Here is a 20556-nt window from a genome sequence, read left to right on the forward strand (position 1 = left end):
GTACGGCTAGACCCACTTGGCCTGGAGGACGTTTATGCCGGGGTAGGGCTGGGCCCTTATCCCGGTCAGCTTCCTCGGGTCCCAGGCGGTCATCAGCTCGTTGTGGACGACCGGGTAGAGCACGGCCTGTTCGGCGACGATGTCGATGTAGTCCTGGATCATCGTCTTCTTCTTCGCCGCGTCCGGCTCCTGGGTCGCTCGGTCCATGTCCTTGAAGAGCTGCTTGGCGGTGGAGTTCCCGGCCCAACGGGCGTAGCCCATCCAGAGGTTCTGCGGGCCGTAGTTGTAGTGCATGATCAGGTCGGCGTCGAGGCCGAACTGGTTGGGGTTCGAGGCGGCGGCCACGATCTGGTAGTCCTGCTTCTGGTCCATCTTGGTGAAGACGGCCGTGGTCTCCTGCGGGGAGAGGGTCGTCCTCACGCCGATCGCGTCCCAGGACGCCTTGATGGTGGGCAGGCAGTCGACGATCCAACTCACGTTCACCGACATGAGGTTGACGCTCAGTCCGCTGACCCCGGCCGCCTTCAGCAGCGCCTTCGCCTTGTCGGGGTCGTAGTCGTAGACCGTCTTCGCCCGCCGGTACGTCGGGTTGCCCTCGTTGAGGAAGGACGAGGACGGCTTTCCGTGGCCGCGCAGGGCGAGTTGGACCATCTTGCCGGTGTCGATGGCGTAGTGGAGTGCCTGGCGTACGCGGACGTCGTCGAAGGGTTTGTGCTGGGTGTTGAACATCAGGAACAGGTTGTTCATCCCGGCCCCGCCCGCGACGGTCAGCCCGCCGCTGCGCAGCCGCTGGATGTTGGCGTAGGGGATGTTGTCGGCGATCTGCGCGCCCGCGCTGGACCCGGAGATCTTGGCGACGCGGGGTGCCGCGTCCACGATCGTCAGCCAGTTCATCGTCTTGAAGGCGGGCGGGCGCGGGCCGTTGTAGCCGGTGAACGCGGCGAAGGTGGTGTTCGACTTCGGGTGGTGCGCGGTCTGCCGGTACGGCCCCGAGCCGACCGCCTTGCCCTTGATCGCGTCGTCCCAGGCGCCCGGCTGCGAGAAGATGTGCCTCGGCATGATCTTCGCGAGGGTGAGGCGTGAAATCCCTTCCGGGAACGGGAACTTGAGGACCAGCTCGACGTTCTGCCCGTCGATCTTCCGCGCCTCCTTCAGCCAGCTCACGAAGAAGCCCTGCGCGAGGGTCGCCGTCTTCGGGTCGAGGATGCGGTCGAAGACGAACACGACGTCGTCGGCGGTGACCGGCTGCCCGTCGTGGAACTTCGCGCCCGCACGGAGGGTGAACTTCCACGAGGTGCCGCCGGTGTCCTTCGGCACGGCCGTCGCCAGCGCCGGGTAGGGCGCGCGGGTGATCGGATCGGTGTCGATCAGACCCTCGTAGATGTGGTTGTTGCCGGCCATCGCGAACGCGGACGCCGTCTGCGTCGGGTCCCAGCTGCCGTCGTTGCCGTAGCCGATCACCGCGGTCAGGGTGCGGTTCTTGCCGGTGCCCCCGCCGCCGGTGTCGTTCGTCGACTGCGGCCCCGACGAACAGGCCGTCAGGGACGAGGAGATCGCCGCCGCCGCGCCCAGCGCGCCGGAGTACTTCAGGAACGCCCGGCGGTGCAGCGCGGGCACGTTCTGCGTCACGTCTTCGCGCACGGTTCCTCCAGGAGGTACGACGTCCTACGTCCTGCGGTCAGCGCGACCATAAGAGCGCCCGTGGGGGCGGTCAAGGCATCACACACGAATGGCGTAGCCGTCAGAGGTCGGACCAATGGCGGTTTGAAATGGCGGAAGTTGACCCCTCTCAAGGGCGCACCGGAGCCGGACATGGGACGTGGGACCTCCGGTGCGCGTACGATGCGGCGCATGTCCGGGGAGCCGAGGAACAGTCGGATACAGCGCGAGGTCGTCCAGCTGATCCTCGACCGCAGGCTCCAGCCCGGTGCGCCGCTGCCCACCGAGGCCGAGCTGATGGAAGACCTCGGGATCAGCAGAAACTCCGTCCGCGAGGCCCTCAAGGCGCTCCAGGCCCTCGACATCGTGGAGATCCGGCACGGCTACGGCACCTACGTCGGCCGGGCCTCCCTGACCCCGCTCGTCGACGGCCTCACCTTCCGCACCCTCGCCCGCCACGAGGACGACGCGGACGCGCTGGCCGAGATCCTCCAGGTGCGCGAGGTGCTGGAGGAAGGCCTGATTCATCGGGTCTCCGCCATTCTCACCGAACCGGAGCTGGACCGCCTGGAAGTGGTGGTGAACCGGATGGAGGAGGCGGGCCGCGCCGGCCGGCCCTTCCCCGAACTCGACCGCGAGTTCCACGAGTTGCTTTATGCCTCGCTCGGCAACGAACTCGTCCCGCAGCTTCTCGGCGCCTTCTGGACGGTGTTCCACCGGGTCGCCGGAGCCCGCGGCTGGACCGACGACCCGACCCCCGGCATCACGGTCCGCCGCCACCGCGACATCGTCACAGCGCTGCGCGCCCACGATGTCGAGGGCGCGCAGCGCGCGATGGCGGACCACTTCCGCGGCATCGAGGCGCGCGCGGCGCAGGAGTCCCGCGGAGTGGGCTGAACTGTGGTCAGGGAGCGGTGAGTGAGTCGGGGACCGTGCGGGTGATCAGGTCCTCGACGGTCGCCGCGTTCTCCGAGCAGTAGGTGTGGGCGCGCTCGGAGTGCTCCTCGGCGAGCATGTCGACCCGCGACGCTTGGCGGACTCGACCCCGAGGAGGCGCGGGACGTGATGCGATGGGCGGCGAGCGCCCTGCTGGAGAAGGCGGTGCGCGAGGCACCGGACATGTGAGAGGCGATGAGATGACAGAGGCGTGGGACGAGCGGGACGCGGGTGTCCTACGGCTGCCGTCCGGCCGTCTGGTCAGGGGCCGCGGCCTACGGCGCCCCCTCGCACCGGGGGCGCCGGACCCGTCGTACGGCATCTATCTGCTCGGCAAGCCGCCGCCCCAAGTCCCTTGGGAGGCACGGTGGTTGCGCTGGCCGGACTTCCGGCTGCCCGCCGACCGCGCCGAGGCGCGCACGGTCCTCACCGAGGTCTGGCACCGGTCGCTCACCGAGCGAGTCGAACTCGCCTGCCACGGCGGCCGGGGCCGCACCGGCACGGCACTCGCCTGTCTGGCGGTTCTCGACGGGGTACCGCCGGGGGAGGCGGTGGCCCATGTCCGCGCGCACTACGACCGGCACGCGGTGGAGACACCGTGGCAGCGGCGGTACGTGCTGCGATTCGGGGCGTCGTCAGGCCCGGCGGGCCCGGAAGCGTAGGCTGCGGCTCTCCGGTTCCAGGTCCACCGCCACGTCCGTGAATCCGGCCCGCTCCAGCCGGGCCGGAAGCGTCGCCGGGTCGAGGGTGTTCATGGTGTCCCGGAAGTGCAACACCCGGAAACGGAAGCTCGGTTGACTGTCACTGCCCGCGAAGGTGCCGCCGGGGCGCAGCACGCGGAACGCCTCGGCGAAGATCCGGTCCTGGTGGGCGGCGGTGGGCACGTGGTGCAGCATCGTGAAGCAGACGACGGAGTCGAACGACCCGTCGGGCAGCGGCAGTTCGGCGCCGTCCGCGTGGAGCACGGTGGCCCGGTCGCCCCACTGGGACTGAAGCAGGCGGGCGCTGTCGGCGTCGATCTCGGCGGCGGTGAGGTGGTCGACCAGCTCGACGAGAACGCGGAGGTTCGCGCCGTAGCCGGGCCCGATCTCCAGTACGTCCGCGCCGAGTTCGACGTGTTCGAGGGCCCAGGGCAGGATGCGGTCCTTCGTGGTCTGCGCCCACGACTCTGAGCTGCAGATCTTTCGATGGGCTCGGTTCATCGGCATACGTCGACGCTAGGCGGGGCGGGTGGTTGTCCGCCACGGGCTAGGCTGCCGTGTCATGTCGCGGAACGGACAGGAGCGGGGGCGCCGGTTCGGCACGGCCATTCTCGTCGGCCAGTTCGTCATGCCGCGCGGCACCGCCTTCGCCGAGCACTGGCATCCCGACCATCAACTCCTCTGTTCCGAGCGGGGATTGCTGCGCATCCGCAGCGAGCACGGGACATGGCTGCTGCCGCCGTCGCTGGCCCTGTGGATCCCCGCGCACGTCCCGCACGCCACAGCCTCCGAGGGGGACGCCGTCATGCGCGGCGTGTTCGTCGCCCCGGGGAGCTGCCCGCACATCGGCTGGCGGGACCCCACGGTCGTCGAGGTCACCCCTCTTCTCCACGCGCTCGTCGTGCACCTGGACCGGACCGACCTGACCCCGGAGGCCCGTTCACGTGCCGAGCTGGTGCTGCTCGACGAGCTGCGTCCGGTGCCGGTGACCAGTGTGGCCGTGCCCGAACCGCGCGATCCACGGGCACGCGCGGTGGCCGAGGCGCTGCGGGCCCGCCCGGCGGACGGACGGGCCCTCGCCGCGTACGGCGGTCAAGTCGGCGCCAGCGCACGGACGTTGGCGCGGCTCTTCGTCGCCGAGACCGGCCTCGGCTTCGGCCAGTGGCGCGAACGGCTGCGGATGCAGGCCGCGTTGCCCCACCTGGTCGAGGGGCTGCCGGTGGAGGCCGTGGCGCGGCGGGTGGGGTACGCGTCGGCGAGTTCCTTCACCGCCGCGTTCCACCGGGTGGTGGGGGTGACACCGAGGCAGTACTTCCCGCGCTAGCCGACAGCCGCCGCCACCAACTCGGCGGTCTCGGCCACCAGTTGGTTGTCGTACGGCGCGTCGGGCAGCGTCGGCTTCGTGGTCAGGACCGCGAGCACGACCGGGTCGCCGGCCTGTGTCCAGGCGATGCCGACGTCGTTGGCGGTGCCGTGGTCGCCGCTGCCCGTCTTGTCGGCGATCGTCCAGGTCGCGGGGAGACCGGCGCGGAAACGGGCGGCGCTCGTCGTGTTGTTGAGCAGCCAGGTGGTGAGCCGGTCGCGGTCGGGACGGCGCAGGGCGTCGCCGAGGACCAGCCTGCCGTACAGTCCGGCGATCGCGCGCGGGCTGGTGGTGTCGGTGATCCGGTCCGGTTCGGCCGAGTTGAGTTCGGTCTCCCAGCGGTCGAGGCGGCTGACCGGGTCGCCGAGGGAGCGGGCGAAGCGGGTGATCGCGGTGGGGCCGCCGAGTTCGCGCAGGAGCAGATTGCCGGCGCCGTTGTCGCTGTAGCGGATCGCCACGTCGGCGAGCTGCTCGACCGTCATGCCGTCGGCCAGATGCGCCCGCGTCCGGTCCGAACCGTCGACGAGATCGGCCTCCGTGTAGTGCACGACCTTGGAGAGGACCTCGCCGTGCCGGTCCAGGTCGCGCAGGACGGCCGCGGCGGCGAGGGTCTTGAACACCGAGCACATCGGGAAGAGTTCGTCGGCACGGTGCACGACGGTCTTCCGCGTACCGAGGTGGTGCGCGAACACCCCGACGCGGGCGCTGTGTTGCTCTTCGAGGGCGGCCAGACGCGCGGAGACGCCGGTGTCGGTGGATGCCTGCGCGGGGGTGGCGCCGGCGAGGAGGGTCGCGGTGGTGACGGCACCGGCGGCGAGGAGGCTGCGGCGGGTCGTCGTAGGGGTCGTAGGGGACTGTTCGGAGCCTGGGATCGCGCTCTCCTTTGTTCGGTCTGTGTCGATGATCTCTCCGTCACTACCATGCCCACTGTGAATCTTCAGGAGCTGATGGCGGCGCAGACGAGTCTTCGTGATGTGCCGGCGGTGGTGGCAGGTTCATCGCTGGCGGGCGCACGCACGACGGCCGCCCGAGGGCCGGTCGCGGTGACGGCGGAGTCGTGTTTCCGTATCGCGTCGCTGACGAAGGTCTTCACGTCCGCGGCGCTGGTCCGCACGTTGCGGGACAAGGGCGTTCCGTTGGGCACATCCGTCCTCGAACTGCTTCCCGGCCTAGGTCCTGACTGGCGGGCCGACGGGAGCCTCACCGTCGAGCAGATCCTGGGGCAGGTCTCCGGCCTGCGCGAATCGGTGGACGCGGCAACCGCGGAGGCCTTGGGCGAGGGGGACGGCGCGCTCCTGGAAGCCGCCCGGCTCGTGGTCCGTGCCGGGAACGAGCGGGAGCCCGGCGAGCGGTGGTCCTACTACAACGGCAACTACTTCCTGGCCGGCTCGGTCCTCGCGGCCCTGAACGGCACGACGTTCGAGAGCGCGTTGCGGGGAAACCTCCTCGACCCCTGGGGCCTCGCCCGGACCGGTTTCGACACCTCGGCGGCGTCCGTCACCGGATGGAACGGCACGACCGAACTCCCGCTGTCCGGCTATCCGCGCACCCGTCGGCCCAGCGGGGGCCTGTGGTCGTCGGTGTCGGACCTTTTGGCCGTCGGCGAGGGCCTGCTTGCCGACCGGGCTCTCCTGGAGGAGATCGGTCGTCCGCGCACCCGGTCCGACGACCCCATGACCTACGGGCTCGGCTGGGCCCTGGGGCGGTCGGGCCAGATGTATCTCAACGGACGGCTGCCCGGCTACCGGGCCGCCATGGTCCTGGTCCCGGACCGGGACCACGTGAGCGTGGCCCTCGCCGGCCAGGGGACCGCCCTGCCCGCCTTGGCGCGGCTGCTCAGCGACATGCAGCAGCCGCTGACCGGGGACGACATCGCCGAGGCGGTCGACGACTTCGCCGCCTGAGACCTCGCCGGCGCGGCGCCGCGGTCACAGGGCGAGGGTCATGAGGAGGCGGTGCTCGTCCGGCCCGAAGTAGTCCCGCTGTACGCCCTCTTCGGAGGAGAACCCGAGTGAGCGGTACAGCATGATCGCCGCCGCGTTGGTCGGTTCCACCGTCAGCCGCACCTGGTGGACGTGTTCCGCGCGCAGTCGGCGCAGGGCCTCGACCATCAGGCGCCTGCCCAGCCCGTGGCCCTGCTGGTGGGGTGTGACGGCCAGGCTCATGATCCAACTCACATGGCCGTCCGAGGTGTTGACGAACAGAATGTAGCCAAGAAGTTGCTCACCGTCATCGAGGACGAGGACGCGGTCGCCGTGGATGTCGTAGAGCTGGCGGAGCACGAAGACGGGGTACGGCTCGTCGGGGAAGGCCTCCCTGTCGACGCGGAGGAGTTCGGGGAGATCGGCCTCGGTGATGCCTCTCAGGGTCAGGTGCCGGTCGCCGCGGTCGGCCAGGAACGCCTGGTCAGCGCGGCGGCCCAGGGAAGAGGAACGTTCCGCCGGAAAAGCCGTCATGCTGCCTCCTGGGGGAGCGGATCGCGTGGGTGCCGCACCACTCGTACGAGTGGTGCGGGTTTGATCTCTCTATATTTCCGGCATCTTCGACTGGTTTCCGAACATCTTGGGCGGGGTAATCCGGCAGTTCAAGGCCGATTCTGGTCGCAAGAATACATTCGCGACGATGCGCCCCCTGTGCGCCCCCGGTGGCCGGTCTGTGATGGCGCGATATCGCCGCAACGCGTCTTGGGTGTTGGTACCGTGAGTAAATGAGCGCGAGATCTTCGGGGGACACGCAGGTGATGAATGCGGACGTCTCGTGGGAAGCATTCGACTCGACGGCCTATGTCGAGCACAACTACCGCTACTTGCAGCCGGAGGACGCGGAGATCCTGCACATCATCCGGGATCATTTCGGCGGTCATTTCCGGAAGCAGGACGTCGGCCCGGTTTCCGGTATCGACGTGGGCGCGGGTGCCAACCTCTACCCCGCGCTCACCCTGATGCCGTGGTGCGACGAGGTCACGCTCGTCGAGCGCTCACCCGCGAACGTGAAGTACCTCCGGAGCCAGCTCGACAACTACCACCCGAACTGGGACCAGTTCTGGGACGTCCTGAGCGAGCACGAGGCGTACGGCGACTTCCCCATCGACCCGCGTCTGCAATTCCGCAAGGTCGTCAAGGTCGAGCAGGGCAACATCTTCGATCTTGAGCGGTTCGGCCCCCCGCGGTCCGCCGGGACGATGTTCTTCGTCGCCGAGTCGATGACCACCTCCTACGAGGAGTTCACCCTGGGTGTCGCCTGCTTCATGCGCGCACTGGCCCCAGAGGCACCCTTCGCCGCAGCTTTCATGGAACATTCAAAGGGTTATTACACGGGAAAGAAGTTCTTTCCGGCGTGCGACGTGGGAGAATCGGAGGTGCGTGCGAGTCTCGAACCATTCGCGGATGACTTTGAGGTGCACCGGCTCGAAGCCAAGGACCGGGTACGTGACGGATATTCCGGAATGATCCTCTCCTATGGCTGGCGCGGGAATTCGGACGCGGATGTTCCGGTCGGTTGATCGGTGAGTCTCCACAACAGAAGAGGGATATTCCTCGACTGATGGCAGTGCGGTCTGTGTGAGGGGCATGGAATGCAGATCAAGCCGCGCCAGCATCTGCTGGACATCTGGCAGGCGGTCGCCCGCCACTCCTTCGAGGACGGCGCGTGGGCGTGGGGCAAGTGGGGCGGAGAGAGCAGCGTCGCCGACGCCGAGCGCCTGCTCTGTCTGCTGTACCCGGCGACCGAGCTGCCGTCGTTCCGGCTGGACGACCCCGACACCACCCAGAGCGACGTCCAGCAGTCGCTGAAGAAGGCGGGCGGACGGCAGGACATCCCGGCCAACCTCGTGACGGCCGCCGCCGAGTTCATGCACACCCACACGGACGACAAGCGGCCCACGTTCGCGGGCGGTTACTACTTCCAGTCCCGGGACACGGAGAAGGACCTCACCGAGGAACAGCGCCAACTCGGCGTCACGGACTCGTTCTCCATGTCCATCACGCTCTGCCTGGCACTGCTCGGCTTCCTCAAGGTCTACGAGTCCAAGACCCGCCGCGCCGACATGCAGGAGACGATCAGGGAACTGAAGGCCGCGACCAGCAACCGGCTCACCGCCGCCATGGTGAGCCTGCTGCGCTCGTTCACGGTCAACATCTACGACACCGAGTCCTCCCAGGGCCAGACACTCTGCGAACTCCTCGGCCAGGGACGGCTGTCGCAGCGTCAGGTGCTGGAGAACTTCCAGAAGCGGTTCAGGCCGCTGCGGGCCGCCATCATCGAGAGCTTCATCCTCGGCGTCGAGGTGCAGGAGGCACTCAAGGACGAGAGCCAGCTCTTCGAGTGCGGCTGGGCCTGGAGCCTGGTGCGGGACGCGCCCGAGGTGGAGACCGACGGGGACATCGGGGCACAGCCCGTCGGCGTGGCCAACCCGGTGCCGTACCTGTACTTCACCGTGGTCGCCCTCGACGGCATCCAGGACCTGTTCTCCGACCGCACCCTGACGCTCGGCCTCCTCAACGCCGAGCAGCAGAAGCTCGCCGAGGCGCTGCGGCTGCGCTGGGAGATCACCCAGCAGTACTGGTCGCGCATCGCCCGCTTCGACCGCGAGCGCTGGCCGCTGGAGGACATCCCCTGGCGTACGACGGGACAGCGGCTGGAGTCCGAGTACTTCTCCCTCTCCGTCGCGGCCATCCTCGTGCACGACCTGATGCGCCGCCGGGCCACCGACGACGACCTGACCCGCACGGTCACCGTCATGGAGCGCCTCGCCGAACGCGGCCGTATCACCAGCCGGATGACGCGCGACGACCCCATGATCCAGCTGCACAGCCCGGGCGTCACCCTGCCGCTGCAGGGCGGCGGCACCATCGGCCCGCCGATGAACTGGACGATGAGCGACTTCTCGGCCCAACTCCTCAAGCGGACCGTCCAGTTGTGCACGCTCTCCCGCAACCTCTCCGCGCACGACCGGCTGCTGAGGCTGGCCGAGGACATCTTCGGCCATGTGTGGCGGCGCCGCATGGGCGAGGGCGAGGGCTCCGGACTCTGGGACAACGTGCACGCCGCCTACCCGGGGACCTCCCTCACCGAGGGGCCGGTGTCCTGGAGCATCACCGAGCGGGTCACCGAGGTGATGGTCCAGGTCCACAGCATGTACGCGCAGCCCCCGATCCGCAGCCTCGAACTCACCGAACTGGCTAAGGCGTTGCTCTCCGAGTCCACCCACCTCCTCGGCAACGAGCAGATGGCTCCCGCGCCGAACTCCGACGGAAAGCGCGGTATGCAACTCAGGGGAATCGAGGTCAAGTTACGCCGCGCCCGCGACCTGATCGACGAACAGCCCGGCACCGCCTACGCGTTGACGCTCGAAGTGCTCGGCCAGCTCGACGCACTCGCCCGGGCCCGCGCCGCCGCGGTCCAGGGAGTGTGAACCGTGCTGATCTTCGCGGCCTCCGACAAGGGCGGCACCGGCCGCTCCGTGACCAGCGCCAACCTCGCCTACCAGCGGGCGCTGACCGGCGACGACGTCTGCTACCTGGACTTCGACTTCGGCTCGCCCACCGCCTCGGCGGTCTTCGACGTGCCCGACGCCCGCCAGGCCGCCGAGGACCGCGGGCTGCACTCGTATCTGATAGGCGAGGTCAGCGAACCGGTCAGGGTCGACGTCTGGGCCGACACCGAACACCGGGTGCTGCGCAATCAGCCGCCCGGAGCCGGCCGGCTGATCCTGATGCCCGGTGACCTCAGCGGCGGCGAGTTCGCCACCACCGGGGACAATCTGCGCCGCTGCGTGGACCTTCTGCTGCGCCTCAACGGCGAGTTCGACCTGATCGTCGTCGACCTCAGCGCCGGCCGCAGCTACGCCGTCGACATGGCCCTGGCGGCCACCGCACAGCGGGAGTTGAGCGGTGTCGAGGCCCGCTGGCTGGTCTTCCACCGCTGGACCCGCCAGCATGTGGAGGCCGCGGCGAACCTGGTCTTCGGCAAGCGCGGCATCGTCGCCGGCGGGGTCGCCCGCGGGCACGACGAGGACACGCTGCGCGGCGCCATCCGCTTCGTCCGGGCCGCCGTACCCGATCCCGAGTCGGCGCTGTGGTCGCAGGCCACCCCCACCCAGTCGGCGTGGATGGAGCAGTGCGACCTCGAACTGAAGCAGCTGGCCTCGCACCACGGCATCGGCTACAGCCAGGTCCTCGGCTCCATTCCGCTGGAACCGGTCCTGCAGTGGCGCGAGCAGCTGATCACCGACGAGGACGTGCTGGACAGCCAGATCGCCACCATGGAGACCTGGCAGGCGCTGAGCGACCTGGCCGGGCGGCTCACCGACGACAAGTACTGGGAGCAGGTGTGACCGAGGCCGTGTTCCGGGAGACCACCGCGGACCCGCGTACCCAGTCCGTGCCCCTGGCCCATCTCTCACTGGAGCTGGGCCACCTCTACATGGAGGACTTCGAGGCGGGCCCCGAGCGGCTGCGCGAGCACTTCGCCGAGGTACGGATCTGGGTGGACGCCGCCCGCGCCTCCGCGGCCCGCCGGATCGGCGGCAAACGGCCCCGCGTCAGCACCTGTTTCCTGATCGACGACTACTTCACCCGCTTCTCCACCCCCGCCGAACTCATCCCGCTGGTCCTCGAAGAGGCCGCGAAGGCCGGGCTCGTCATCGACTATCTCGCCCGCGAGTCGGGGTGCGCGGTCGCCGACCGGATCGAGCCGGCCGAGTCCGTCATGCACCGCCTGGTGGAGTCGCCGCCGCCGGGCAGCCACGGCTCCCGGCCCCCCGTCGGCCAGACCGGCTGGCTCGCCAACGGCCGGCGCACCGCCCCCACCCGCAGCGCCCTCGCCGAGATCACCGCCTGGCAGCCGCCGCAGGAGACCGCGGCCCGCAACCACTCGGTCTTCATGGACGTCGAGCTGTGGTCCAAGACGGACCGGGGCCGCCTGTGGTCCTGCCCGTTCCTGGCCGCCGTATGGCAGTTGGCCCGCCTGGGTCTGCTACGGCACCTGGGCGAGCCCGTGCTGACCCCGCGGCCCTGGACCGGCGGGGACTTCCCCCGCGACTGGGACCGGCTGCCGCCGCTGCTCAAACTCAGCGACACCCGGGTCGCGTTCAGCGCCTACCGCACCTGCACGCTGATGCCGAACCGGTTCCTCGCCGTGGAGGACGCCGTACGGCTCATCCTCGATCAGGTGGACGTCGACTCCGGCGCACTCGAACAGGTCGCCGAGCGGTCCAGGAGCGAGGGCATCGCGGTGCCGGAGGCGGTGGCCCAGCGCGCGACCTACGTCTTCTACGAGGAGCCCACCCACTCCGACTCCCCTTTACCCGAAGGGACATGACATGACGGCACTCGGCGGGCCGGCGCGTCCGGTCCTCGCCTGCGGTGAGGTGCGCACCTGTCTGCTGCCGTCCTTCCAGTCCCTCGACGGCCGGGCCGCCGCCCAACTGCTGCGGCTGCGCGCCGACGAACACGTCCGGGTCTCCGAGCGGCCCAACCAGTACGTCCTCTCGCCCGAGGTCCTGACCGGAGTGGACTGCCGGCTGCCCACCGCGAACGGCGCCAAGGTCCGGGCCGTCGGCACGGTCACCGCCCGCGCGGCGCTCACCGAAGGCCGCGTCCTCCAGGCCACCGCCTACTTCGGCGCCCCCGCCGAGGGCCCCGACGTACGCCGTCCCTGGGGGCACTACCTGGTGCGGCCCGGGGTGGTCGAGCCGTTCGGGAAACTGCCCGTACAGGCCACCGCGGACGGTGTGCTCCGTGGTGCCGGACGCGGCGAACTGGACCTCGGGACGATCGCCGAGGAACTGCTGGCGCAGCTCGTGCGCCATCCGCTCCTCGACCACAAGGCACCCTTCAAGTCCCGCCGCACACACCTGCGTTGGGCCGCGCGGCAGGCACCCGAGAACGACGGCCCGACGCTGGACCGCTTCACACTCGCCGAGGACGGACTGCGGACCGTCGATCTGCGCGTGCCGGAGAACGTACCGGCCGTCGCCGTCGCCGGGCTGTGCGAAGACCTCGCGCTGCACGACTGGCTTTTGACGACCGTCGTCCACATGCTGGAGCACAGCAGGCTCGGAGCGGCGGACGGGCCCGCGGCGGTCCTGGCCCTGCGCCCGGCCGTCGATCATCTGCTGCATCTGTGGATGCCGCGCGCGCACGTGGACCGCACGCTGGGTCACCTGTGGGACGTACTGGAGCGGGAACCGGGCTTCAGCCGCCAGTGGGAGAACCTTCGCCAGCGTATTCGCGACCAACTGGCCATACAGGCCATTCCGTTGCTGCACCAGGCACTGAGCACAAGCTGACGGGGCGGCACGTACCGCATTTCCGACGGGGGAGGCTCGACATGAACGGAGCGACGACAACAGGAGCAGGCGGGCTACGGTCCGTACCGCAACAGGGCCAGGACCAGCGCAGATCGAAACTGTTCCTCAAGACACTGTTCGCGATATTAGCGGGAGGCGCCGCCTTCTTCGTGACCAACGTCCTGAACGAGGACAACGGCGCCCTGTGGCAGTGGACGATGTCCATCGTCCTCGGCAGCGCCACGCTCATCGTGCAACTGCTGGTGGACTTCGGTGAGCGGCTGGAGGCCGTCCAGGAGAGCCAGAAGCGCCGCATCCGGGACATGCGGGACAGCCTGTCCGCCCATCATGTGGAGATGCGGGCGACGGTCGACGAGAGCTTCGCGAAGATCAACGCCGCGACGGAGCTGTACAGCAAGGTCGACGGCTCCGTGCTGCGCTCCGACGAGGTGACCCGGCTGGTGCTGGGCTACACGAAGGTCGGCGAGCAGGGCGCGGACATCGTGAAGGCCTTCGCCGAGGAGGAGTTGGGCCGGCTCGCGCTGCTGATGGAGAACCTCGGCAACCGTACGGCGGACTGCCCCGGCGAGAACCACGAGTGGCTGATCGATCTCACCAGGTGCGTCAAGCGGACGCTCTACGCCACCAGCACGTCCGTGGACCGCGACTTCTGGTCGAGCGAGCCCGCGCGGCGCTATCTCGCCGCCCAGGAGACGGCCATCAAGTCACGCCGGGTGCAGATCCGGCGCGTGTTCCTCGTCGACGAGGAGTCGGAGGTCACCGGCAGCCTCCGCCAACTCTGCGAGCGGCACCGCAAGTTCGGGATCGACGCGCGGATCGCGGTCCGCACCCTGCTGGAACCCACCGCCCAGATGAACTCGCTGAACGACTTCATCATCTTCGACGGCGAACTCTCCTACGAGACCGAGCCCGACATCCACATCATGCCGGCCAAGACGACCCTGAAGATGACCCGCGAACACGTGGAGGAACGCGTCAACCGCTTCGACGTCCTGTGGGAGGCGACGGAACCGCAGCCGGAACCGGAACCGGACGAGGGAAGGGCGGTCACACATCCCGCCGGTCAACAGCGACAACCGTGACCACCGCCGCGACGGCGGCCCACACCGCGAACACGGCCCACGCGCCCGCGACGGTCGTCGGGTACCGCTCGGCCAAGGTGAGGGGCATACGGCCGTAGTCGACCTGGACGAGTCGGGCCCAGGCGTTGAAAGGCAGGGCGTTGCGGACGCAGGCGGTCCAGTGGTACCGCTCGGTGACGAAGATGGGCAGGAGGAGCAGGAGGCCGGTCGCGAGGACCATCGTCGTGGCGCTGTGCCGGATCAGCGCGCCCATCGCCATGCCGACCAGCGCGGACACCGGGGCGAGCAGTGCCGACGCGACGACCACCCGTAGGGCGCCGGGGTAGCTGATCGACAGGCCCACGTCGCGCCCGGACAGGGTCGCCTGGCTCGCCGTGAAGGAGGCGGATGCGACGACCGCGCCGTACACCGTCATGACCGCGGTCACCACGGCCGCCTTCGCCGACATGAGCGCCCGGCGGTCCGGCACGGCCGCGAAGGTCGTGCGGACAAGCCCCGTCGCGTACTCGCCGACGACCGTGACCGCGCCGATGCTCGCCGCCGTCAGGACCAGGATCATCGCGGCGCCGTTGGTGAAGGCGTCGAACAGCGCGGTGTCGGCGAACTGGTCGCGCATCACGTGGTTGTAGTGCGGATAGTTGACGTAGTCGGCGCGCGCCGCGTTCGCGTTCACGGCGATCACGACGAGGGTGCTGACACCGAACGCCCAGTAAGTGGAGCGCAGGGAACGGAGTTTGAGCCACTCGGCGGCCAGAAGATCGGTGAAGCGCGGGGCGGGCACGGTCTGGGCAACGGTCGTCATCGGGAGTCTCCGGCCAGGTGTTCGACGCTGTCGGCGGTCAGTTCCATGAAGGCCGCCTCCAGGGAGGCGTGCCCGGTCGTCAACTCCCGCAACAGGAAGCCGTGTTCATGCGCGAGTTCGCCGATACGGGCGGCGGCCACCCCGGTGACCCGCAGTGTCTCCTCGTCGTGCGGGGCCACCACCGCGCCTTCCGAGGCCAGTACCGCGGCCAGCGCGCCCGCGTCCGGTGTCCGTACGGTCACCGTCGGCGCGGTACCGCGTGCGGCGAAGTCCTCAAGGCTCTCGGCGGCGATCAGTTCACCCCTGCCGATGACGACGAGTTGGTCGGCCGTGTTCTCCATCTCGGACATCAGATGGCTGGAGACGAAGACGGTACGGCCCTGTGCCGCCAGCCTCCGGAACAGGCTCCGCACCCACAACACCCCTTCCGGATCAAGGCCGTTGAGAGGTTCGTCGAAGAGGAGGACGGGCGGGTCGCCGAGCAGGGCGGTCGCGATGCCGAGCCGTTGTTTCATGCCGAGGGAGTAACCGCCGACCCGGCGCCGGGCCGCCGCCCCGGTGAGCCCGACCTCGGCGAGCACCTCCTCCACCCGGCTCGCCGGGATGCGGTTGCTGCGGGCCAGCGTCCGCAGGTGCGCCCGCGCGGACCGCCCGCCGTGCACGTCGTTCGCGTCCAGCAGCGCACCGACGTGGCGCAGCCCGCGCGCATGACGGCGGAAGGTGTGACCGCTGATCGAGGCACTCCCGGCGGTCGGCGCCACAAGTCCCAGCAGCATCCGCAGAGTTGTCGTCTTGCCGGCGCCGTTCGGGCCGAGGAATCCGGTGACGTGTCCGGGCCGGACCGTGAAGGACAGTTCGCGTACGGCGGTGGTGGGGCCGTACCGCTTCGTGAGTTCGTCGACTTCAATCACGGGACCACGGTTTCGCGGGCGGCCGGTCCCCGGCATCGGCCGGGCGCTGACATTCGTACCGTGTCGATGTCGACCCCGGTCGTACGTCTCCGGGCCGATGACCGCACCCGCCCCGCGCTCCTACGATCGGTGCATGCCCGCCACCCCGCCGCTGCCCCTGCTCAAGCGCGTGCCGCCGGGCGCCTGGACGGGCGTGCCCTGGACCTACGGCACGCTGCTCGCGATCCGCGCCTTCTTCCACCTCCCGTACATGCCGACCGACCCCTTCCCGCCCGCGCCCGACGGCTGGGTGCTGATCGCGTCGGGCAGTGTCCTCGCCCTGTTCGGTTGTGTGGTGCTGCGTCCTCGCCCGCTGTCGGGGTTCGGGCTGCTGCTGGCGGGGACGTACGGTGTGACGCTGGGGCTGAACGGGCTGACCGTGGGCCTGATCCACTACGTGGCGATCGACATCGCCCTGGGCTGGATCGCCGCGAGCTCCGACCGTCGCCGAAGCCTCACCGCCCTCGCCCTGGCCATCGCCGTCCTGCCCTTCTACGAACTCACCCGGACCGGCATCGGCCGCCCCCTCGTCGCCCTCGGCGACACCACCGGCCGGGGCGACTGGCAGAGTTGGTCGGCGCTCGCCCTCTCGGCTGTCGTCGCCTGGCTGATCGGCAACTCCGTCCGGCAGAACCGCGCTTACGCCGAGCGGCTCACCACACAGGCCGCGACCCAGGCCGTCACCGCCGAACGCCTGCGCATCGCACGGGAGATGCACGACACCGTGGCCCACAGCATCGGCATCATCGCCCTCCAGGCGGGCGCGGCGGCCCGGGTCACCACCACCCAGCCGGAGGCCGCGCGGGAGGCGATGCGGGCCGTGGAGACCGAGGGGCGCGAGACCCTCGCCGGGCTGCGCCGCATGCTGGTCGCGCTGCGGGCGGCCGACGAGACACCTGCCCTGCCCGCAGGACTCGGTGACGTCGACCGGCTCGCCGCCACGACCACCGCGGCCGGCGTACGGGTCGACGTGCGCCGGTGCGGCGAACCGCGTCAACTCCCGCCCGACATCGACCTGTCGGCGTTCCGCATCATCCAGGAGTCCGTCACCAACGTCGTACGGCACGCGGGCACCCGCGCGTGCCGGGTCACCCTCGACTACCGCGACGACGAACTCGCCCTGGAGGTCACCGACGACGGGCGCGGTCACGGCACGGTGACCGACCCCGGCTTCGGGCTGGCGGGTATGAGAGAGCGAGTGGCGCTGCTGCACGGGGAGTTCACGGCCGCACCACGCCCCGAGGGCGGTTTCCGGGTCGCGGCACGGCTGCCGGTACCGACGGCGGCGGTGGCTCGATGAGCGGGCCCGTCCGTGTGCTCCTCGCCGACGACCAGCAACTCATCCGTACCGCACTGCGGATGGTGATGGCCGACATCGACGACCTGGAAGTCGTCGGGGAGGCGAGGACCGGAGTGGAGGCGGTTCGGCTGACGGCCGAACTCGCCCCGGACGTCGTGGTGATGGACATCCGCATGCCCGGGATGGACGGCATCGAGGCCACCCGCAGGATCACGGAGGATCCGTCACCGCGTTCGGCGTCGGCCCGGGTCGTCGTCCTCACGACCTTCGACGACGACGATTACGTCTACGGCGCGTTGCGCGCGGGCGCGTCCGGGTTCCTGGTCAAGGACATGGCGCTGGACGACATCATCGGCGCGGTACGGATCGTGGCCGCCGGGGACGCCCTGATCGCCCCGAGCGTGACCCGGCGCCTGATCCACGACTTCGCGTCGTCCCGCCCCGAACCGGCCCGAGTGCAGCGGGAGTTGACGGGCATCACCGAGCGGGAACGCGAGGTGCTGACGCTGGTCGGCTCCGGGCTGTCCAACACGGAGATCGCGGCCGAGCTGTGCATCAGCGTGGCCACGGCGAAGACCTACCTGACCCGCCTCTTCACCAAGCTGGACGCGAGGGACCGGGTCCAGTTGGTGATCCTCGCCTATGAGGCGGGGCTGGTCTCCGTGGGATAGCGGCCGTGCCCTGAAAACGCTTCGCCCGTGCTCGTCCCCTCGGGTACGGTCGCGAGGTTGTTCTCACTGCTGGGAGGCCGTTGTGGCGAGTCGTATCGGTGAGCTGGTGCTCGGTTGTCGTGACCCCGAGCTGCTGGCGCGGTTCTGGTGCGAGGTCCTGGGCTTCGTCGTGCTCGAACGCGAGGAAGGCCAGTGGGCGGAGATCGGGACGCCCGAAGGGTTCGGCGGCCCGCACCCGACACTCTTCTTCAGCCGCCGCGACGAGCCGGAGCCGGGGAAGTCCCGGCTGCACATCGACATCAATCCCACCGACCGCGATCAGGCGGCCGAGCTCGAACGCCTGCTGAAGCTGGGCGCGCGCCCGGCCGACATCGGGCAGACGGGGAAGGAGCAGTGGCATGTCCTGCAAGACCCCGAAGGCAATGAGTTCTGCCTGCTCAAGGCCCGCATCAACCCCCTCTGACGCAGGGACCTAGGCGACCAGGGAGCCGATGAACTCCGTCCAGGCACCGGCTCCGACCACGATCACCGGGCCACCAACAGACACTTTGCTGTCACGGATGGGGATGACGCCGGGGACTCCGTCGGCGACCTCGACGCACTCCCCACCATTGCCGTCGCTGTAGGTGCTCTTGCGCCAGCGGGCGGCGCCGAGGAAGTCGTAGGCGATCTCGACGCAGCTACCGCCGTTGCCGTCGCTGTAGGTGCTCTTGCGCCAACTGGCCTTGCTCAGGTCGTACTCGCGCATCGTCTGTGGTCCTCCGCCGCCGATTCGATCAGGGCCAGGGACGCCTCCGGCGACAGCGCGGCGGCCCTGAGCAGATCGTATGCCGCGTACGAGCGCTTCACCACAGCTGGATCGTCCAGCAGGTTCCCCGAATACACGGCCTCTGTATAGGCAGTTGGCGGGGCGTCGCCGAACTCCATGAGCGTCAGCATTCCGTTCATGACGGCGAAGGCTCCAGCCGCGCACGGCAGTACCTGCACCAACACCGTTCGCTCGCGCATGAGGTTGGCGATGTGATCCAGCTGCCTGGCCATGACTGCGGGCCCACCGACCGGAACCCGCAGCGAGTTCTCGTGCAGGATCGCCCAGTACACGGGCCGTGTCGCGTCCTTCAGGATCCGTGCCCGGTCCATCCGGCCGGAGACCTTGTCCTCGATGTACTCCTCGGTCGCCAGCGGATTCATCGCAACCGTGACCGCTCGGGCGTACTCGGTGGTCTGCAACAGACCCGGAACCAGCGTGGGCGCGAAGTCACAGATCTTCGTCGCCAGCGCCTCCAACTCCGCCGCCTTCGCGAAGTAATCGGCGTACCGCCTGTCGTTGATCAGGCCCAGGCAGAGGCGCTCGAAAATACCGTCGGTTTTCAGGATCTCGTCAAACCGGATGGCCAGCTCCATCTGCGGTTTCCGATTGGCCTGTTCGAATTGGCCGATATACGCGCCGGAGACAAAGACGAGTGCTCCCAACTGCGCCTGCGAGAGCCCCATATCCTCACGGCGCCGTCTCAGCTCGGTCCCGAAGAACTGCCAGGCCGCCAGTCGTGAACCGTTGGCCATGGCCAACCCCCTTGTCCTGCACCGCACTTGTGCTCGACAGACTCCTGCCGAGTGTAGGGGTGCAAAGGCACCGTCGAGTTAGGAAGCGTGAAACTCGAAAAGGGAGGGGAGCCAGGTGTGGGCACACTGCTCGGAGGCGAAGGACACCTTGATGGAATTGCTGATTCGGGTGCGAGGAGTGCGATGAAGCCGACTGTCGGATCGGTCGCCGTGGACACCCGGACCGGGAGAGTGGGCATCGTCATGGGACACGAGGGGCCCTACGTCCAGCTGCGGCCGTACGGCGGCGGACGGGAGTGGGACGTCGAACCGGCCGCCGTGCGCGACGCGACCCCGGCCGAGCGGCTGAGCGCGGCGACCGCGTACGCGAACGCCCGCAGCCGGGGCGAGGTGCCTTGAGGCGGCGGTGCCCGGGAACGTCGTAGGGCCACCGGGCCGTAGGGGACAATGGGCGCCATGAGTCTGTTCCGCGACGACGGCATCGTGCTGCGCACCCAGAAGCTGGGTGAGGCGGACCGGATCATCACGCTGCTCACGCGGAGTCACGGGCGGGTACGCGCGGTGGCGCGCGGGGTGCGGCGGACCAAGTCGAAGTTCGGCGCCAGGCTGGAACCCTTCTCGCATGTGGACGTCCAGTTCTTCGCGCGGGGGAGCGAACTGATCGGCCGCGGACTCCCGTTGTGCACCCAGAGTGAGACCATCGCTCCGTACGGTGGCGGGATCGTGAGCGACTACGCCCGGTACACCGCCGGTACGGCGATGCTGGAGACGGCGGAGCGGTTCGCCGACCACGAGGGCGAACCCGCCGTACAGCAGTATCTGCTGCTGGTGGGCGGGCTGCGGACGCTGGCCGGCGGGGAGCACGCGCCGCATCTGATTCTCGACGCGTTCCTGCTGCGGTCGCTCGCCGTCAACGGGTACGCCCCGAGCTTCGGGGACTGTGCGAAGTGCGGGATGGCGGGACCCAACCGGTTCTTCTCCGTGGCGTCCGGCGGAGTCGTCTGCGCGGACTGCCGGCCGGCCGGGAGCGTCGTACCCTCACCGCAGGCCCTCGAACTGCTCGGTGCGCTGCTCACGGGAGACTGGGAGACGGCGGACGCGTGCGAGTCGCGGCATGTGCGGGAGGGGAGCGGGCTGGTCTCCGCCTATCTGCACTGGCATCTGGAACGCGGGCTGCGCTCGCTGCGGTACGTGGAAAAGTCGTAGGTCGTCCAAGTC

General features: G+C 69.4%; 23 protein-coding genes. 15 read left to right on the forward strand and 8 right to left on the reverse strand.

What is annotated here, in order from left to right; translation table 11 throughout:
* Positions 1 to 6: 6 nt before the first annotated feature.
* Positions 7 to 1641 (reverse strand): ABC transporter substrate-binding protein, encoded by a 1635-nt coding sequence (locus ACIBJH_RS10760; protein ID WP_399116500.1) that lies wholly within the window; start codon positions 1639 to 1641, stop codon positions 7 to 9.
* A 201-nt stretch (positions 1642 to 1842) separates the two neighbouring features.
* Here ACIBJH_RS10760 and ACIBJH_RS10765 point away from each other — a divergent pair, with 201 nt between their 5' ends.
* Both ACIBJH_RS10765 and ACIBJH_RS10770 read left to right on the forward strand, forming a co-directional pair.
* A complete protein-coding gene (locus tag ACIBJH_RS10765; protein WP_399116921.1) occupies positions 1843 to 2556 on the forward strand; it encodes a FadR/GntR family transcriptional regulator in 714 nt (237 codons plus the stop codon).
* 239 nt (positions 2557 to 2795) lie between these two features.
* Complete coding sequence (locus ACIBJH_RS10770) at positions 2796 to 3257, forward strand: protein phosphatase (RefSeq protein ID WP_399116501.1); 462 nt, start codon at positions 2796 to 2798, stop codon at positions 3255 to 3257.
* Here the strand turns inward: ACIBJH_RS10770 and ACIBJH_RS10775 are convergent.
* Positions 3231 to 3803, reverse strand: a complete 573-nt coding sequence (locus tag ACIBJH_RS10775; protein ID WP_399116502.1) for a class I SAM-dependent methyltransferase — start codon at positions 3801 to 3803, stop codon at positions 3231 to 3233. The genes ACIBJH_RS10770 and ACIBJH_RS10775 overlap by 27 nt on opposite strands.
* Positions 3804 to 3858: 55 nt before the next feature.
* Here ACIBJH_RS10775 and ACIBJH_RS10780 point away from each other — a divergent pair, with 55 nt between their 5' ends.
* Complete coding sequence (locus ACIBJH_RS10780) at positions 3859 to 4620, forward strand: AraC family transcriptional regulator (protein WP_399116503.1); 762 nt, start codon at positions 3859 to 3861, stop codon at positions 4618 to 4620.
* Here the strand turns inward: ACIBJH_RS10780 and bla are convergent.
* Positions 4617 to 5531, reverse strand: coding sequence for a class A beta-lactamase (gene bla / locus ACIBJH_RS10785; protein ID WP_399116922.1), 915 nt, complete (start codon positions 5529 to 5531; stop codon positions 4617 to 4619). The two genes, ACIBJH_RS10780 and bla, sit on opposite strands and share 4 nt — an antisense overlap.
* Before the next feature lie 57 nt (positions 5532 to 5588).
* On the opposite strand from bla, the gene ACIBJH_RS10790 reads away from it, so the two are divergent.
* Positions 5589 to 6563, forward strand: a complete 975-nt coding sequence (locus ACIBJH_RS10790; protein ID WP_399116504.1) for a serine hydrolase domain-containing protein — start codon at positions 5589 to 5591, stop codon at positions 6561 to 6563.
* 24 nt (positions 6564 to 6587) lie between these two features.
* Here the strand turns inward: ACIBJH_RS10790 and ACIBJH_RS10795 are convergent, their stop codons facing one another.
* Positions 6588 to 7115 carry a GNAT family N-acetyltransferase gene (locus ACIBJH_RS10795; protein ID WP_399116505.1) on the reverse strand — a complete coding sequence of 176 codons (528 nt, stop codon included), beginning with the start codon at positions 7113 to 7115 and terminating at the stop codon, positions 6588 to 6590.
* Between the two features lie 284 nt (positions 7116 to 7399).
* On the opposite strand from ACIBJH_RS10795, the gene ACIBJH_RS10800 reads away from it, so the two are divergent.
* The 6 genes from ACIBJH_RS10800 to ACIBJH_RS10825 all read left to right on the forward strand — a co-directional run bounded on the left by ACIBJH_RS10800 (position 7400) and on the right by ACIBJH_RS10825 (position 14052).
* Complete coding sequence (locus ACIBJH_RS10800; protein ID WP_399116506.1) at positions 7400 to 8161, forward strand: SCO2525 family SAM-dependent methyltransferase; 762 nt, start codon at positions 7400 to 7402, stop codon at positions 8159 to 8161.
* Positions 8162 to 8233: 72 nt separating this feature from the next.
* Positions 8234 to 10072, forward strand: a complete 1839-nt coding sequence (locus ACIBJH_RS10805; RefSeq protein ID WP_399116507.1) for an SCO2524 family protein — start codon at positions 8234 to 8236, stop codon at positions 10070 to 10072.
* Positions 10073 to 10075: 3 nt separating this feature from the next.
* A complete protein-coding gene (locus ACIBJH_RS10810) occupies positions 10076 to 10993 on the forward strand; it encodes an SCO2523 family variant P-loop protein (protein WP_399116508.1) in 918 nt (305 codons plus the stop codon).
* Entirely contained in the window at positions 10990 to 11979 is a 990-nt protein-coding gene (locus tag ACIBJH_RS10815; protein WP_399116509.1) for an SCO2522 family protein, read from the forward strand. The genes ACIBJH_RS10810 and ACIBJH_RS10815 overlap by 4 nt, the downstream gene beginning before the upstream one ends.
* A gap of 1 nt (position 11980) precedes the next feature.
* Positions 11981 to 12949, forward strand: a complete 969-nt coding sequence (locus ACIBJH_RS10820; RefSeq protein ID WP_399116510.1) for an SCO2521 family protein — start codon at positions 11981 to 11983, stop codon at positions 12947 to 12949.
* 41 nt (positions 12950 to 12990) lie between these two features.
* Positions 12991 to 14052: a hypothetical protein gene (locus tag ACIBJH_RS10825; RefSeq protein ID WP_399116511.1), complete on the forward strand. Its 1062-nt coding sequence runs from the start codon at positions 12991 to 12993 to the stop codon at positions 14050 to 14052.
* On the opposite strand, the gene ACIBJH_RS10830 is transcribed toward ACIBJH_RS10825, so the two are convergent.
* Together ACIBJH_RS10830 and ACIBJH_RS10835 are read right to left on the reverse strand one after the other, a co-directional pair.
* The gene (locus ACIBJH_RS10830; RefSeq protein WP_399116512.1) at positions 14018 to 14854 is read right to left on the reverse strand and encodes an ABC transporter permease; all 837 of its coding nucleotides are present in this window, start codon (positions 14852 to 14854) and stop codon (positions 14018 to 14020) included. The two genes, ACIBJH_RS10825 and ACIBJH_RS10830, sit on opposite strands and share 35 nt — an antisense overlap.
* Positions 14851 to 15765: an ABC transporter ATP-binding protein gene (locus ACIBJH_RS10835; protein WP_399116513.1), complete on the reverse strand. Its 915-nt coding sequence runs from the start codon at positions 15763 to 15765 to the stop codon at positions 14851 to 14853. The genes ACIBJH_RS10830 and ACIBJH_RS10835 overlap by 4 nt, the downstream gene beginning before the upstream one ends.
* 133 nt (positions 15766 to 15898) lie before the next feature.
* Here ACIBJH_RS10835 and ACIBJH_RS10840 point away from each other — a divergent pair, with 133 nt between their 5' ends.
* The 3 genes from ACIBJH_RS10840 (at position 15899) to ACIBJH_RS10850 (ending at position 18238) form a co-directional block, all read left to right on the forward strand.
* Positions 15899 to 17104, forward strand: a complete 1206-nt coding sequence (locus ACIBJH_RS10840; protein WP_399116514.1) for a sensor histidine kinase — start codon at positions 15899 to 15901, stop codon at positions 17102 to 17104.
* Positions 17101 to 17775, forward strand: coding sequence for a response regulator (locus tag ACIBJH_RS10845; protein WP_399116515.1), 675 nt, complete (start codon positions 17101 to 17103; stop codon positions 17773 to 17775). Before ACIBJH_RS10840 ends, ACIBJH_RS10845 begins: the two co-directional genes overlap by 4 nt.
* 82 nt (positions 17776 to 17857) lie before the next feature.
* The gene (locus ACIBJH_RS10850; RefSeq protein WP_399116516.1) at positions 17858 to 18238 is read left to right on the forward strand and encodes a VOC family protein; all 381 of its coding nucleotides are present in this window, start codon (positions 17858 to 17860) and stop codon (positions 18236 to 18238) included.
* 9 nt (positions 18239 to 18247) lie between these two features.
* On the opposite strand, the gene ACIBJH_RS10855 is transcribed toward ACIBJH_RS10850, so the two are convergent.
* Complete coding sequence (locus tag ACIBJH_RS10855; protein ID WP_399116517.1) at positions 18248 to 18523, reverse strand: DUF397 domain-containing protein; 276 nt, start codon at positions 18521 to 18523, stop codon at positions 18248 to 18250.
* Positions 18505 to 19338 carry a Scr1 family TA system antitoxin-like transcriptional regulator gene (locus tag ACIBJH_RS10860; protein WP_399116518.1) on the reverse strand — a complete coding sequence of 278 codons (834 nt, stop codon included), beginning with the start codon at positions 19336 to 19338 and terminating at the stop codon, positions 18505 to 18507. The genes ACIBJH_RS10855 and ACIBJH_RS10860 overlap by 19 nt, the downstream gene beginning before the upstream one ends.
* Positions 19339 to 19521: 183 nt before the next feature.
* Between ACIBJH_RS10860 and ACIBJH_RS10865 the strand changes: the two genes are divergently transcribed.
* Together ACIBJH_RS10865 and recO are read left to right on the forward strand one after the other, a co-directional pair.
* Complete coding sequence (locus ACIBJH_RS10865; RefSeq protein WP_093626497.1) at positions 19522 to 19737, forward strand: hypothetical protein; 216 nt, start codon at positions 19522 to 19524, stop codon at positions 19735 to 19737.
* Positions 19738 to 19794: 57 nt separating this feature from the next.
* Complete coding sequence (recO, locus tag ACIBJH_RS10870) at positions 19795 to 20544, forward strand: DNA repair protein RecO (protein ID WP_399116519.1); 750 nt, start codon at positions 19795 to 19797, stop codon at positions 20542 to 20544.
* The last annotated feature ends 12 nt before the right edge of the window (positions 20545 to 20556 follow it).

The organism is Streptomyces sp. NPDC050548, assembly GCF_044457385.1.
In the GTDB taxonomy this organism is placed as follows: domain Bacteria; phylum Actinomycetota; class Actinomycetes; order Streptomycetales; family Streptomycetaceae; genus Streptomyces.

Bases quoted from the DNA above. Each gene is read 5' to 3' on its own strand.
- recO (WP_399116519.1), top strand. From the start codon at position 19,795: ATGAGTCTGTTCCGCGACGACGGCATCGTGCTGCGCACCCAGAAGCTG.
- ACIBJH_RS10775 (WP_399116502.1), bottom strand. From the start codon at position 3,803: ATGCCGATGAACCGAGCCCATCGAAAGATCTGCAGCTCAGAGTCGTGG.
- ACIBJH_RS10855 (WP_399116517.1), bottom strand. From the start codon at position 18,523: ATGCGCGAGTACGACCTGAGCAAGGCCAGTTGGCGCAAGAGCACCTAC.
- ACIBJH_RS10840 (WP_399116514.1), top strand. From the start codon at position 15,899: ATGCCCGCCACCCCGCCGCTGCCCCTGCTCAAGCGCGTGCCGCCGGGC.
- ACIBJH_RS10800 (WP_399116506.1), top strand. From the start codon at position 7,400: ATGAATGCGGACGTCTCGTGGGAAGCATTCGACTCGACGGCCTATGTC.
- ACIBJH_RS10825 (WP_399116511.1), top strand. From the start codon at position 12,991: ATGAACGGAGCGACGACAACAGGAGCAGGCGGGCTACGGTCCGTACCG.
- ACIBJH_RS10865 (WP_093626497.1), top strand. From the start codon at position 19,522: ATGAAGCCGACTGTCGGATCGGTCGCCGTGGACACCCGGACCGGGAGA.
- ACIBJH_RS10780 (WP_399116503.1), top strand. From the start codon at position 3,859: ATGTCGCGGAACGGACAGGAGCGGGGGCGCCGGTTCGGCACGGCCATT.
- ACIBJH_RS10860 (WP_399116518.1), bottom strand. From the start codon at position 19,338: ATGGCCAACGGTTCACGACTGGCGGCCTGGCAGTTCTTCGGGACCGAG.
- ACIBJH_RS10805 (WP_399116507.1), top strand. From the start codon at position 8,234: ATGCAGATCAAGCCGCGCCAGCATCTGCTGGACATCTGGCAGGCGGTC.
- ACIBJH_RS10770 (WP_399116501.1), top strand. From the start codon at position 2,796: ATGACAGAGGCGTGGGACGAGCGGGACGCGGGTGTCCTACGGCTGCCG.
- ACIBJH_RS10795 (WP_399116505.1), bottom strand. From the start codon at position 7,115: ATGACGGCTTTTCCGGCGGAACGTTCCTCTTCCCTGGGCCGCCGCGCT.
- ACIBJH_RS10830 (WP_399116512.1), bottom strand. From the start codon at position 14,854: ATGACGACCGTTGCCCAGACCGTGCCCGCCCCGCGCTTCACCGATCTT.
- ACIBJH_RS10820 (WP_399116510.1), top strand. From the start codon at position 11,981: ATGACGGCACTCGGCGGGCCGGCGCGTCCGGTCCTCGCCTGCGGTGAG.
- ACIBJH_RS10765 (WP_399116921.1), top strand. From the start codon at position 1,843: ATGCGGCGCATGTCCGGGGAGCCGAGGAACAGTCGGATACAGCGCGAG.
- ACIBJH_RS10845 (WP_399116515.1), top strand. From the start codon at position 17,101: ATGAGCGGGCCCGTCCGTGTGCTCCTCGCCGACGACCAGCAACTCATC.